This window comes from Flavobacterium arabinosi (assembly GCF_048158725.1).
Classification (GTDB): domain Bacteria; phylum Bacteroidota; class Bacteroidia; order Flavobacteriales; family Flavobacteriaceae; genus Flavobacterium; species Flavobacterium arabinosi.
Genome location: NZ_JBLNKX010000006.1, coordinates 57,565 through 70,645, shown reverse-complemented (window position 1 = coordinate 70,645; position 13,081 = coordinate 57,565). Strand labels below are relative to the sequence as shown.

The window sequence follows — 13,081 nt, the reverse complement described above, 5'->3', positions numbered from 1 at the left end:
ATAATTTCAAGTTTTATTGATTATTGGACTGTCCTCTTCTTTTTTTCTTTTTCTTCTTCCCTTTAAGTTGGTTTGGAACGTAATTCGCTGCATATTCAGATTGCGATAGCATATCCGCTAGTTGTCCCATTATGGTATCGGATCCAACGTATTTATTATTCTGGAAATCATCACCAAACAGAGCTGCAATGATTTCCGAATTAGGTGTTTCATCTCTGATTCCCTGTAATTTTTCACTATTTAAACCTGTCATTTTTTGTTTTACTACACTACTAAATCCACATCGTTCCTGTATTGCTTTAGCACTGTATTGCTTACCCAGCGTACTACCGTTAAAAACACATTTTGTAGTATGATCTACGTAGGTAATCCCATAAAGCAGCCCTTCATTACCTTTTCTAAAAACAGTATTGATTCCGTCTTTTTCCAGTAGCTGCACCATTTCCGTAAGTGATAGTTGCGTTCCTAAAAATGCCATATCAATAGCGTTTTTTACCCTGCTTTTAGCGGAAGTCTGACCAGTAGGACAGGATACAAATTTTCCCTCTAAAAACTTCAGTGTTGGCTTGTTATAAAAGTCACTGGCTTTTATGGGCACACCAATCGGTTTGCCATTTTCATCCAGTATCCGATAGACCAATCCTTTTCCTTGAAATATTCTAGAGTTTTCATTGCCTCTGTCTGCCAAAACATTGTATTGCTGTAACACTGCATTGAGTTCTGCAAGGCTGGCATATTTATACGAAGAAAGTACCTCATTCAATACATTTGCAATTGCTTTTTTGGATTGAATTCGTCCATATCGAACCTTTCCTGCACTAATAGGCTGGAGTTCGATGTTCAGTTTATTTTTTCGTCCTTCGGCCACTACGAGCCCAAAGGATTTTTCGATTTCTTTTCTTGCCACTTCAGATTGGTTTCTACCGATATTTTGCATGTCGATTCTACTTCCGTCCGCCCTAATTTTTAAAGAAACCAAATGGATATGGGGATGCCCTGCGTCGTGATGCTGGTATACCAAATAAGGTTGTTCTCCAAAGCCTATTTTTTTCATATATGTATTAGCTATATCCATCAGCTTCTCTTTCGAATGATTTTCTGAAGGATCAAAATTCAATGAGATGTGCACGCTGTTTCGCTTTACATTGTCGTTCAAGGAAGCCTGTTTCAGAAACCTATTCAGTTTCATAGTACCGTTCATTTTATCCACATCAACAGGATAATTTCCTTCGCCGATGCATTCTGCGACACCTTGCTTTACCTTATTTTCATTATAGTTGAAAATGGTATGTATTGAATGTCCTGTCTTTATGATTGCAACCATTTTTCTGAAATTTTTTGGATGTATTTTTTGATTTCTTCAACCTTGTTTAAAAGGATTTTTTTCTCCAGTTCAGAGCTGATAATCCAGTCTTTAAATTCAGGAATTTGCTGAAGGGTATGTAGCTTTTTAACAGCTTGGTTGAAGTTGTTTCCTATGGCATTCAGTTCCCCTCGCAGCCGTATTATTTCCGACATAAATTCGTCGAGAGATTGGTTACGATAATTAGTTATTACCGGTTTGTCCAGAAGATTTTTACGGGCATATTCGCTCAGTTTTCGGCAGGTTGACTTACTAAATTTTTTGTATATTTTCTGATATTCATCAGGCTTCAAACGTAAATGTAGCCACTTGGTGCGGTTGTTGTTTTGCTCTTCCATCATCTGTCATTTTCATATTTACAACTCTTTTTCATTTTTCAGTGTCACTGCCCACGAGTCCCGAGTGATCAGGCAGACAGATTCGGTTGTGATACAACCGGACATCTGGCCGATTGCAGGAACGTGGCAATCTTCCTGATACTTTAATCGTCTATTAGACTTTTCAATAGTTCTAAAATGCATAAAAAGCAGATTTGTCATTTATAGTCTCTTTTTAAAATCGGATATAGTAAAAACGGTATTTCGAAGATTAATATAGACTACTGATTAATCATTAAAATTTTATAGTTTTTGCAAATCGTATTTTCATCTCTGTATTTAGTACTCAAGGAAAGTGCACGCTGAGCATAATTTTGTACTGGTGTATCCTAACAATCACATAACTGGTTTGGTTCACAATTTTCGATCAAATGGCGTGCTCTTTCAAAGCAGGAAATTGATTTTAAAGTAACAAAGTCCTGACTGTTTTCGGGAAGGTTTTTGGTTACTGTCTTTAAAGAAAAAAAGTATCTATAACGATGCGTTTTTAAATTCCTTACTTCAATCAGATGCGAAGTTAAGTAAGCAGTATGAATCTCACCTATCATAGGTATATTTTGCCCATGATAATTTAGAACATACCTCTTATCTTTGTTAGTAGTAAATTATTAATTAAAACGTGAAAATTATGCTTACAACAAATGATGTGGCCAAAGTGTTTGATACGATATTGAGCACGCCTGGGATGAATGAGATGGTGAAGATAGATTTGAAAATTTCACGAAAAAATGTACTGTTATTAAACCAGGTTATTGAACGTGGTTTGTCTGCTAAAGATGACGACAAATCGTTGTCACTATTGGGTAGTGTTACTGAAGAGAGTTTACAGGAATTAAAAGTGGTAGCAGACGAATGCCTGCAGAAAGCCGGGCTTATAGAATTGAAGGAAAAGCTTACTACACTGGGCGACGGGAAGTAGAGAAAAAGCCGCCAGTCAATTATTGAGCAGATATAAAATGTGTTACTCAGGATAATGATTGGCGATTTTTAATATAATATTTATAAATCGTAGTATTAAAAAATCCCGGTATTGCTTTAGCACTCCGCTAAAAGAATAGCAAGATAAATTGACTTTGTTTTTTCTAACCGGAATACATTCTATTTGGTCTGAAGTGTACCCATAAATTCCATAGAAAAATTATCTTTTGCCTGAATGTAAGCTACTTTTGGAATCACTTTGGCTCCCAGTTTTCTCTTTTCAAATGTTGCCGTAATTCCAAAATCAATTCTTTTATAACCCAGTTCCTTTGCCCGTTTAATCCCCTGAAATAAAAGTTGGCGGTATAAGCTGAGTTTTTTAGGAACAGTATAGTCCATACCAATTAAAGAGGGAACATAGGTTCGACCTGAGTTTTTGTAGCAGAAAAGAATTCCGACCAAAGGACTTTCATTTTGTGACTCTTGGTTATCTTTTAGATGCAGCAGTATGAATTCCCAATGAGGATTAGCGACCATTTTTTTAAAGACTTCTATTGAATACGTAAAAGTATTAACGGCGTAATTATTGTTTTTTACATTCTTGTATAGCTGATACCCTTGCGCAAGTTCATCGGCTGTCAATTGTTGTTTTATGACGATGTCGAATGCTTTTTCAAAAGGTAAAATCTCTTTGGTAAAGTGCTTTTTTGAACGGGCGGAGAGGGTAGAAGTAAACTCCTCCATGGTATTCCAACCGACATTTTGGATGATGCAGGTTTCGGGCATGTTTATTTTTACAAAGCCATGATTGTGGAAGATGCGATTCAGTGCTACATCTTCATCAAAATCCCGTAGCACCAGCATGTCTGCATTTAAATTCTGATGCAGCATTTCGATCTGTTCTAAAAGTAATGCGATTGCATTTTCAGACAAAGGATGTGCCTTGTTTAGGTAACAATGATTTCCTTCAGTGAAAAGCGAACCCATACCTAAAACTTTTGAAGTCAGGTAGAAAGGATCTCGGATTCTTTTTTCTTCAAGCTGCTGTGAAACAGACTCGGGGGCAAGCATATCGTCTTTCCATAACCCAAAGGTAAAGAAAGTGGCTAGTAGCGGAACGTTAGTTGCATCGCTGATTATGTAATAGTGAAAGCTCCAGTTATTTTCAGGATCTGTGGAATTTTTAAAAGCATCTTCCAAAAAATAAAGTCCATCCCAATCAAATGTACTTTGCCGACCCAGAAGTCTGTTCCAAGTCTGTTTATCAATTTGTTTTATTGACGTTTCATATTGAATAACAAGCGACGATTGCGGAATCAATTTTTCCTTTTTCTGCAAAATTTCAGCAATACCAAATGCTATAGAAACTTTATGCAGCGTGTTGGAAGTTTCTTCCAGTGCTTTTGGAAAATGGTATTCCAAAGCCTGAACAAGTCCCTTGATATCTTCTCTTTGATTATTACGGGAAACGGTAATACGGATGCCCGAATTTTTTACAGGGACAGCCGGATAAAGTCCCGGGTTAACAAAATAGCCTTCGTTGAAAAGGCGTTGCACCAATCGATAGGCAGTCAATGGCATTGCTGTTCCAAGGAAAAAAACAGGAGAATTATTTGGGGCTACCATTGGAAGCGACGTTGCTTTAATAAGCGAATTGAAATACCCAATCTTTTGCGATAGTTCTTCCTGCAAAAGAATGATTTCAGTAGAAAGATGTATATCGGCTGAAGCCGATGCTGCAGCCACTGATGCGGGTTCCAGTTGGGCTGAAAAAGTTAGCGGCCCTCCAAAATTCTTAATTCGTTCACGCAATTTAGTATCGGAGGTCATAAATACTGCTCCGCTGGCACCAAATGTCTTGCTTAGCGTGCCTACAATCAGGATGTTTTCCGGTAATTCTTTTAGAATGTCAAGGACATATCCTGTGCCATTTTTTCCCTTCCAGCTCATTCCATGGACATCATCAAAATAGAGATGCAACTGCGCGTATTTTTTGCATAGTTGCAGTAGCTCTGCTATGGGCGCATAATCGCCAAACATGGAATAAACACCATCGGCCATATACCATATCTTTTTGCATTTGGATGACAATTCTTTTATCTTGTCTTCTAGCATTTGCAGGTTGTTGTGCCGAATCATCTCAACAGGAATGCCTCTTAATTTTAAAAGCTGGCAGGCGTTCTGGACACTCCAGTGTACCTGATGATCTAATAGCACTGCATCTTCATCCCTTATCGCAGTTGGTATCACCGCGAAGTGTCCAAGGGTACTATTCTTGGTTACAATTCCAGGCACGCCATACATAGCTTCAATTTTAGTTTCCAGTTCCTGATATAACGGATGAGAAATATACGTTTTAGAAAGGGGGAATTGGGTACCGTATTTTGTAATAGCCGAAATTGCAGCATCTTTCAATCGATGGTCATACTCCAATCCAAGATAACTGGTAGTGGCAAAATGAGACATCTGTTTTCCATTAATTTGAATGGTACGCCCTCTTAGTATTTTGTCTTCCGCATAGAGATGGATAGTCCCTTCTTTTTTTGCTGTGGATAACATCTCATCTACAGTATCGATAAAATTATTGTGTTTGATTTTTGCCATAATTGCTCCATTTTAGTTACTAAATAGTATGATTTTTAAAATCTATATTAGAGATTTTAAAACTGTCAAAGTTCTGATTTTAAAAGAGTAGAAAGGAAGTTACCTAGTAGATAATCCTGATTTGATAAGTAATAATCCTGAATTGATAAGCTTAACAAAAAATGATTGATTACCATTATATTTTACCTTTTTTTGGTAACTAACGATAGAAAAGTAATTGCTAATTTGGCAGGTCATAATAAAAGATCAGAAACTATGGATGGGTATTTTGAAAATGAATTTGCCATATTCTGGATTAGTGAACAGATGCTTTTTTTTGAGTACAAGCCAGATGTTGTCATTGATTTAGCGGCAGCGCAGCTTGTTGTAGCAGACAGAATACAAATGCAAAAGGAAAAAGCCTATCCGGTTTTATGCGACATAAGAGGCATCGCAGATTCTGACAAAGCCGCCAGAGATTATTTGGCTCAACATGGTTCCCTTCTGACTAAAGCCGTCGGTGTAGTAGCACACCGAAGTATGTCAATTTTAATGATTTCATTTTATCTTAAAATCAGCAAGCCTCAGGTACCGACAAGGGTATTTACTGATAAGTCAGCTGCATTGGAATTTTTGAAAGCTTTCGTCTAGGAGTAAAAAATTTGTAACAATTTAATTCAATCGAATATGTATCAGGAAATAGATCAAAAGCGTATGAATACTGTCTACCAGATGATTCTGGAGATGGCAGAAGGGAATTTTGCCTACCGCATACCAAGGACTGGGAATGAGGACGAAGTAGAAGTAGTGAGCGTCCTGGTGAATTGGATGGCAGAAGAAATGAAGGAGTCTGCATTCCATGCAGGCTTTGTCAATCCTCACCATAGTTATCAGTACGTAGTTCAAAGCACCTTAATCGTGGATAATAAATGTATTATAAAAGACTTTAGTGGTAACGCTACTGGTCTTTTGGGATTTAATCCCAAAGAACTTCTGGAACTGGATTTTACAGCACTTCTTACAAATGAATCGATATCCTTATGGGAGACTGTGAGGAACGAAATATTACAGAATGAATCCTATCAGACAATTGTTTCGCTTGAATTTGTCACCGTTGAAAAATTAGTCGTTCCAGCAAGCTGTAGCATTTCAAAGCTCCGCCAAAGTACCGATCTTGTTATTGCTTTCTTTTCCGCGATCATAGAAACAATGAAAAAGTCGACGACAGCAAAGAAAAGTTTTACTGTTGAAGAACAGAAGATTAGCAACTATTTGGATGTAAGAACAACACAAGCAGTTTATGATTATATATTGGCCAATATGGACTCCCCTTTACCAACCTTAAAAGAACTTTCCCGTCTTTTTGGTACTAATGAGTATAAATTAAAAAATGGCTTTAGACATTTATTTAAAATGACCATACAGCAATTTTATAATAATGAAAGACTTAAGCGGTCACAACTTCTCATACAGCAAACCAAAATACCGTTAAAAACGATTGCTCTTATGGCTGGTTTTTCTACCTACCCGAATTTTTCAAGAGCTTTTAAAATTAAATTTGGTCATCCTCCAACAGACCTCAAAAGGCAAACGGCAGTACTATAAGCTTCCGCATTTATTTAGTGTTAGAGATATTCATAAAATAAATTTTGGACTTTATTGAAATAAAAAAATCCTGATTTGATAAGTCAATGTCCTGATTTGATAATACTTATATTATTCTGTTTTAAGAATTTTACATAACTAATATCAAATCACTTTACGACATGAAATCTACTCAACACATAAAAGGTATTAGTATAGAAACGATTTGTCTGCTGTATGTTTTATTGTTTATTTATGCAGCGGTAAGCAAATTTTTGGATTTTGAAAACTTTCAAGTGCAATTGGGACAATCGCCTTTATTGAGTGCTTTTGCTGGTATGGTTTCATGGGGTGTCCCAACTGCAGAAATTTTGATAGCCATTACTCTGCTATTTAAAAGATATCGGTTAGTTGGGCTGTTTGCAGCTTTCAGCCTAATGGTTATGTTTACGGCCTATATCGTTATTATCTTAAATTTTAGTTCCTTTATTCCTTGTTCCTGCGGTGGGATTCTTGAGAAATTGGGTTGGACAGAACATCTGGTGTTTAATAGTGTGTTTGTCTTACTAGCCCTTATTGGCATTCTGCTGCTGACCCCTACCAAAACAGCAAGCAATACAAGAAAACGCAACACTATTTTTATTACAGTTCCAGCCCTATTGGTTAGTAGTATTGCCGTTGTAGTTTTGCTTTTTGTACTATCGGAAGACATTATCCACCATCGTAACAATTTTATCAGACGCTTTCCTCATTATCCCGCAACTGAAATACGACAGCTGGATCTTAAATACAATTCTTACTATTTTGCAGGAAGCAATCCTGGAAAAATTTATCTCGGTAATTATACAACGCCTTTCCAAATTACGGTAGCGGACACTCTTTTAAAAGCAATTAAGAAACATAATATTCAGCTAGATAAAGTCGATTTTTCTTTTCGTAGTGCCGAAATGCGTGTTCTTGATTCCTCTTTCTACCTATTCGATGGAACCGTTCCCTGTATTTATAAAGGCAAAACAGCCAATTGGAAAGCTAAACTGCAAGCACCAATAGCAATTAGATATACGCTGGCAGAACCTGTAGATATTAATACAGTTGTTTTCCGTGCCTTTGCTCCTAAAACCGGAGAAAATATCTTAGGCCTATTTAAACTTGCTACAGAAAACACCACAGACTTTAAACCGAAACTTTTGGAAAAACAAATCGACGGGATATTTGATACAGACGGTATGCTTAAATATGACAAAGTAATGCATAGTGTCGTCTACCTCTACAAGTACCGGAACCAGTTTATAACTGCCGACCAAAACCTTTCAGCTGTTACTCGGGGTAAAACTATCGATACATTCAGCAAAGCAAAAATACAGGTAAAATACCTGCCTGGATCCAAAGAACGAAAAATGTCCGCCCCTCCTTTTGTGGTTAATAAAGCAATAGCTGTTCACAATAATCTGCTGTATGTGGCGTCAGCATTACCTGGAAAATATGAAGCAATATCATTATGGGAAACGGCAACTATAATTGATGTCTATGACCTTTTTAACAACAGTTACCTTTTTAGTTTTCCTATATACAATGTAAAGAAAGAAAAAATGAAAAGCTTTATCGTTCAAGGCAATCAACTGTTCGCAATCGTAGGCACACATCTGGTCATTTACAAGTTGAACAACCTCTTTAAAAGCAATCTCAAAAAATAAAGACAGGAGTTCCATCTGTCTAAAATTATACCGCGCAGTATCAGGGATACGATCGAAAACCTGTTTATAGAGTAGATCATCAATTTTTAATTTTATTATTATGAAAACAGAAATTTTGAAAATGATCCTGCCAATGGCAGTCATTGCAGTTGCCGTAACCGGCGCTTTCAGTTCAAATGCCATGAATAAAAATTCAAAAGCATTTGCTATTAAGCAAGGATACACACATACTAGTCCCTCATCGGCATGTAATATTTCTAATCAGTGTTCCGATGCAATTGGAGACATTTGTACAGTCGGTTTGGAAGAACAACAATTGTTTGGTAAAACCAATCCTAATGCTGCAACTTGTAATGTTATACTTTACAAGCAATAGCTAAAAGATAACAATCATAAGCTTTGGAAATACCCGATGGCAATGCGGTTTCTGTAAAATAGAAACCGCATTGTTTTTTTTAAGAAATTAACATCGGTTTATCTTCAATTAGGGGGCGACTTTAAATCGACCGGAACCTCTTTCTTTAAATAACGGTCAAACCATCTTTCAATCTGTTGCGTTAAATGCTGCTGATTCATCCGCTCCGCTAATGCATGCCCTTCATTTGGATAGAGTAACATCGTACATGGTTTTTCCAGTCTCCTTAAAGCCATAAAAAATTGTACAGTTTGTAAGTAATGCACCTGTGGATCGGCATCTCCTGACCAGGACAAAAGGGGCGTATTCACATTTGCAGCCTCAAGTACGGGTGAATTGTCCAAATAGCCCTGTTTGTTTTCAAATAACGATGTTGCCATTCGGAACTGCTGGAATTCAAAACGCCAGTAATTCGCTTTACCCGCTGCGCCGTTAAGCTGCAAATAAAAACTCGTTAGATCCGCTACGCCAGCCCCCGCTACAGCAGCTGCAAATCTATTGCTATGCGCGATGATGAAGTTCGTTTCATAACCCCCAAAGGAATGACCGATAAGACCTATACGGTCAGGTGAAATAGACGCTTTCAAAAGCGCCGCAGCTGTGGCTGCCAAAACGCAATCCACTGCTGATTGCCCGGGCTGACCTTCTTTATAAACGATATCGGGATATAGTACAAAATAGCCCTGCGTGGTTAGATTACGAACATTAAATCCTCTCGTATTATGCAGTGAAGGATACACATACCAGTGTAATTCTTGCGACTGTTTCTGATATATATGAACCACCATTGGGTATTTTTTTTGCGGATCATAACCCGTGGGGTAAAATAGTACACCCTGCAAAGGGGTACCGGAACTGTTGGTATAGGTAATACTTTGTGCGGTACTCCACAAATATTTTTGTTGTTGGCTATTGCTTTGACTAATAAGCTCTGGGACTGCCTGAGCATCTGATTTAAAAATCAGCGCAGGGGAGTGCTCAAAGGTTTCTTCCCGGTACACATAGCCGTTTCCCTTTTTGGAAGTAATCAAATAATTAATTTGCTTTTCTTCAAATACGAGGGACTGTAAACCTGCAGCACGCTGCCATGAATAGTAGCCGCTAGCGGTAAAATCGGCGCTATGAGCCCTCAAAATGAGGTTTTCGTTCAAATTGAAACAGGCACTGGTCATACCGCTGTAATTGGAAGCACTGCGTTGCGCTTGCTCTTGCAGCGCTATTCTATAAACAAGACTGTTTTGCTTTCCAGTAGTCAAACGACTGGCACTGCTGCCATCAGGAGTAATTTCCCAAAGATCAAACTGGTCGTAGAGCAAGAGTGACTTGTCTTCCAAACTCCAGCCTGCAAGACCAAAAGGCTCAGCATCTTCCTGCACAACAAAGGGTTGCTCTGAAAATACAGCCCTGTTTTGGGTAATATTAGTGTGCGTGGCTTTGGCAATATTGTATACCCACCAGTTTCCATCTTTGAAATAACTAAAATACCCACCGCCGGGGGAAGCAAGGATAGCACTATCCGTACCGGGATGTTTTTTCAGGAAAAGTTGCTTTTGACCTGTATTCAGATCCAGCAGCCAGGAAGTTACATCACTATTTTCTTTGAATTGGGGGTGGTAGGCTTCAAAATCAAATAAAAGGGCCACACTTTGGTTACCATTGAGCATCATTCCGGATAATACATCATCGGTAATTTGTAAATAGCGATTAGTTTTCGGCCACCATACCGAGTAAAAAACGGGATTTTCCATTTGCTTTCGCTCGGGATACAATTGACGATCGGTTGTATTCCAAACCATTGCAGTATCAGTTGCAGTAACAGCCACCTCATTTTTACAAATTTTCATAAACACTCTTTTTCCATCATCCGATAAAGCCACCGGAGCTCCATCATTGGACAAGTGCATTCCTTTGGGAAATTCAGCACGGCTGGAGTCAAAAACCCCTAACTTCTTTTGGGCGATCGTAAAGTGATAAAGTGTAGGATTTAGCGGATTGGCTAAAGAGGAGCCATAAAAGCTCAGTGCTTTGGCGTTTTTACTCCATGTTATTTTTTCAAAGTTTTCATCTTGGCTCTCCGCTATTTTTAATTGTCTGAAGTGCTCCTGCAAAAAGACTAATTCCGCAACAGTCCCTTTTTTGCTTTTAGTGATTATGCCCAGCATAGTTTGATCGGTACTCCATGTGAAAGAAAGGACGCTATCGATGCTTTTAAGGGAATGCCCATTGGTTTCACAGATCACGACCTTTTGCTGTTTTTCATCATGGACGGTAAGAATAAGATAGCGGTTGTCATCGGTGAAAAGGTAATCCGTCACATTGTGAAATACCGTTGCCTGATCCGTTTTTAAATCGACCAGTTCTAACGTATTTGCAGCAGAAAAATAGGCAAAAAAATCATCTTTACTAAATTTTCCATTTTTCCCCTTTGGAAAAACATGCGTTTTTAATGTTTGGCTATTACGGACAAATAAAGTGTCCTGATGCGATTCATACCTTACACTATAGCTCATCCATTGGCTATTATCCGAAAGCTGTTGTGGTCCAAGTTTCCCCCATAGCGGGTAATCAGCAGCAGTCAGCTGCTTCTTGTCATTTATCTGTCCTATGGCGAGATTGGAAACCAAAAATAACAATAGCCCAATCATTCGGAAGAAGTGGCGGTAAACGAACAGTAACGCATATCTATTTTCATTTTTCATAAGAAAGAGTATTAATAGCCTAGGTTTTGAGGGGCAAGATTTGGGTTCAGCAGTATCTCTGCTTCCGGAATGGGAAGCAATCTATCGTCGGGGTTCCAGCCGATTTTACCACCGAGAACTTCATCGAGTTTTTCGTATCGCTTTAAGTCAAAAAAACGATGCCCTTGTTCGGTAAATAACTCAACGCGTCGCTCTTGTAAAATAGCATCCAAAATCTGCTGTTGCGAAACGGCTGGGGTTGCAGTGAGGCCCGCCCGATTTCGGATAACATTCAAATCTTCTTTCGCCCCAATCAACTCACCAGCCCGTGCACGCGCTTCCCCACGGATGAGGTATTGCTCTTCAATGCGAAAAATAACAGAATACTCCCCGGAGAAAGCAGTACTATTGTTTTCCTTGTATTTATTAGCATGGTACCAAGTCGTGGTACCATCAGTTATGGCATTTGTCCAATTGTCCTTGCGCTTGTCCATTGGTTCAAAAGCAGCCATAAGCGCATCACTTAAAGCAGTAAAAGGAGGAGGACCTCCAGTAAATATAAAAAGACCGCCTTCTTCTGTGCTATTGCCAGAGTATGCAGGTGAAAATTGCCAGATTGTACTGCGGCTGCTATTCAAAAAAACGGCATTAGGATCGTCTTGCAAGGCATAAGCGTTGGTATTGTTAAGTACAGCCGAAGCAGCATTGGAAGCTTCTGACCATAATCCGGCATATAGGTACGTTCTTGCCAGTAAAGCCTGAGCCGCATATCTATCTGGCCGTACTCGTTCTCCGCTTGCGTCTTCTTCGCCAAGCATAGAGCTGGCAAGTTTCAAGTCAGCAATAATCGATTCATATACATTGGCAACTGACATGCGGTTGACCACTCTATTTTGCCTGTAATCCGTAGTGGTGATATACGGAATGCTTCCATATAAATTGACAAGATAAAAATGAACCAGAGCCCTTACAAATAGTGCTTCTCCTGTAAGCTGCTCTGCTGTGGCAGCCGGCAGGTCAGCCGAGACAGCAACGCCTTCGATTAGCGCATTAGTATTGTATATAACATGGTAACTGCTCTTCCACAATCCGGCAACTGCATCATCGGAAGCCAACAAACTATTGGTATAGAATCCAAAGGTCGAATTTTCTGTATCACCGTAAAAAGTAAGCTCATCCGCATAATGTCCCAACTGATTCGAAAGTCCAAGGGGGGAGCCTGTCAATAGCGTCGAACTACGCAACTGGGCATAAATAGCTACCATTGCGGCGTTAGCGGTCGTGGGACTTTCGAATACCCCGCTAGTGGCAAGTTGTGACGACGGTTGGTCAGTTTCCACAAAACTTTCACAACTTAAAAGCAGCAACAATAGCACAGCACTCAATCCGAATGCAAGAGAATGGATTCCTTTTTTTTGTAACCAAACAAGGGGGTTTCTTTTATCAAATATATTTTTCATATCAGAGGA

Annotated in this window: 10 protein-coding genes; 5 read left to right on the top strand and 5 right to left on the bottom strand. The window is 38.8% G+C overall.

Features of this window, described 5'->3' with window-relative positions; translation table 11 throughout:
* Positions 1-13: 13 nt before the first annotated feature.
* Together ACM55K_RS12950 and ACM55K_RS12945 are read right to left on the bottom strand one after the other, a co-directional pair.
* Positions 14-1,324, bottom strand: a complete 1,311-nt coding sequence (locus ACM55K_RS12950; RefSeq protein WP_416850695.1) for a relaxase/mobilization nuclease domain-containing protein — start codon at positions 1,322-1,324, stop codon at positions 14-16.
* Positions 1,309-1,701 carry a plasmid mobilization protein gene (locus ACM55K_RS12945; RefSeq protein ID WP_416850694.1) on the bottom strand — a complete coding sequence of 131 codons (393 nt, stop codon included), beginning with the start codon at positions 1,699-1,701 and terminating at the stop codon, positions 1,309-1,311. The genes ACM55K_RS12950 and ACM55K_RS12945 overlap by 16 nt, the downstream gene beginning before the upstream one ends.
* A gap of 667 nt (positions 1,702-2,368) precedes the next feature.
* Between ACM55K_RS12945 and ACM55K_RS12940 the strand changes: the two genes are divergently transcribed.
* Positions 2,369-2,659, top strand: coding sequence for a hypothetical protein (locus ACM55K_RS12940; RefSeq protein WP_416850693.1), 291 nt, complete (start codon positions 2,369-2,371; stop codon positions 2,657-2,659).
* 179 nt (positions 2,660-2,838) lie between these two features.
* On the opposite strand, the gene ACM55K_RS12935 is transcribed toward ACM55K_RS12940, so the two are convergent.
* A complete protein-coding gene (locus ACM55K_RS12935) occupies positions 2,839-5,262 on the bottom strand; it encodes an aminotransferase class I/II-fold pyridoxal phosphate-dependent enzyme (RefSeq protein ID WP_416850691.1) in 2,424 nt (807 codons plus the stop codon).
* A gap of 165 nt (positions 5,263-5,427) precedes the next feature.
* Between ACM55K_RS12935 and ACM55K_RS12930 the strand changes: the two genes are divergently transcribed.
* The 4 genes from ACM55K_RS12930 to ACM55K_RS12915 all read left to right on the top strand — a co-directional run bounded on the left by ACM55K_RS12930 (position 5,428) and on the right by ACM55K_RS12915 (position 8,895).
* Positions 5,428-5,892, top strand: a complete 465-nt coding sequence (locus ACM55K_RS12930) for a DUF7793 family protein (protein WP_416850689.1) — start codon at positions 5,428-5,430, stop codon at positions 5,890-5,892.
* Positions 5,893-5,928: 36 nt separating this feature from the next.
* Entirely contained in the window at positions 5,929-6,846 is a 918-nt protein-coding gene (locus tag ACM55K_RS12925) for a helix-turn-helix domain-containing protein (protein ID WP_416850687.1), read from the top strand.
* A gap of 161 nt (positions 6,847-7,007) precedes the next feature.
* The gene (locus ACM55K_RS12920; protein WP_416850686.1) at positions 7,008-8,519 is read left to right on the top strand and encodes a MauE/DoxX family redox-associated membrane protein; all 1,512 of its coding nucleotides are present in this window, start codon (positions 7,008-7,010) and stop codon (positions 8,517-8,519) included.
* Positions 8,520-8,619: 100 nt separating this feature from the next.
* On the top strand, positions 8,620-8,895 hold the full coding sequence (locus tag ACM55K_RS12915) for a DUF6520 family protein (RefSeq protein WP_416850684.1): 276 nt from the start codon (positions 8,620-8,622) through the stop codon (positions 8,893-8,895).
* Positions 8,896-8,999: 104 nt separating this feature from the next.
* Here the strand turns inward: ACM55K_RS12915 and ACM55K_RS12910 are convergent, their stop codons facing one another.
* On the bottom strand, positions 9,000-11,633 hold the full coding sequence (locus ACM55K_RS12910) for an alpha/beta hydrolase family protein (RefSeq protein ID WP_416850683.1): 2,634 nt from the start codon (positions 11,631-11,633) through the stop codon (positions 9,000-9,002).
* Positions 11,634-11,644: 11 nt separating this feature from the next.
* Positions 11,645-13,072, bottom strand: a complete 1,428-nt coding sequence (locus ACM55K_RS12905) for a RagB/SusD family nutrient uptake outer membrane protein (RefSeq protein ID WP_416850682.1) — start codon at positions 13,070-13,072, stop codon at positions 11,645-11,647.
* Positions 13,073-13,081: the final 9 nt, after the last annotated feature.

Bases quoted from the DNA above. Each gene is read 5' to 3' on its own strand.
- ACM55K_RS12950 (WP_416850695.1), bottom strand. From the start codon at position 1,324: ATGGTTGCAATCATAAAGACAGGACATTCAATACATACCATTTTCAAC.
- ACM55K_RS12945 (WP_416850694.1), bottom strand. From the start codon at position 1,701: ATGGAAGAGCAAAACAACAACCGCACCAAGTGGCTACATTTACGTTTG.
- ACM55K_RS12940 (WP_416850693.1), top strand. From the start codon at position 2,369: ATGCTTACAACAAATGATGTGGCCAAAGTGTTTGATACGATATTGAGC.
- ACM55K_RS12935 (WP_416850691.1), bottom strand. From the start codon at position 5,262: ATGGCAAAAATCAAACACAATAATTTTATCGATACTGTAGATGAGATG.
- ACM55K_RS12925 (WP_416850687.1), top strand. From the start codon at position 5,929: ATGTATCAGGAAATAGATCAAAAGCGTATGAATACTGTCTACCAGATG.
- ACM55K_RS12920 (WP_416850686.1), top strand. From the start codon at position 7,008: ATGAAATCTACTCAACACATAAAAGGTATTAGTATAGAAACGATTTGT.
- ACM55K_RS12915 (WP_416850684.1), top strand. From the start codon at position 8,620: ATGAAAACAGAAATTTTGAAAATGATCCTGCCAATGGCAGTCATTGCA.
- ACM55K_RS12910 (WP_416850683.1), bottom strand. From the start codon at position 11,633: ATGAAAAATGAAAATAGATATGCGTTACTGTTCGTTTACCGCCACTTC.
- ACM55K_RS12905 (WP_416850682.1), bottom strand. From the start codon at position 13,072: ATGAAAAATATATTTGATAAAAGAAACCCCCTTGTTTGGTTACAAAAA.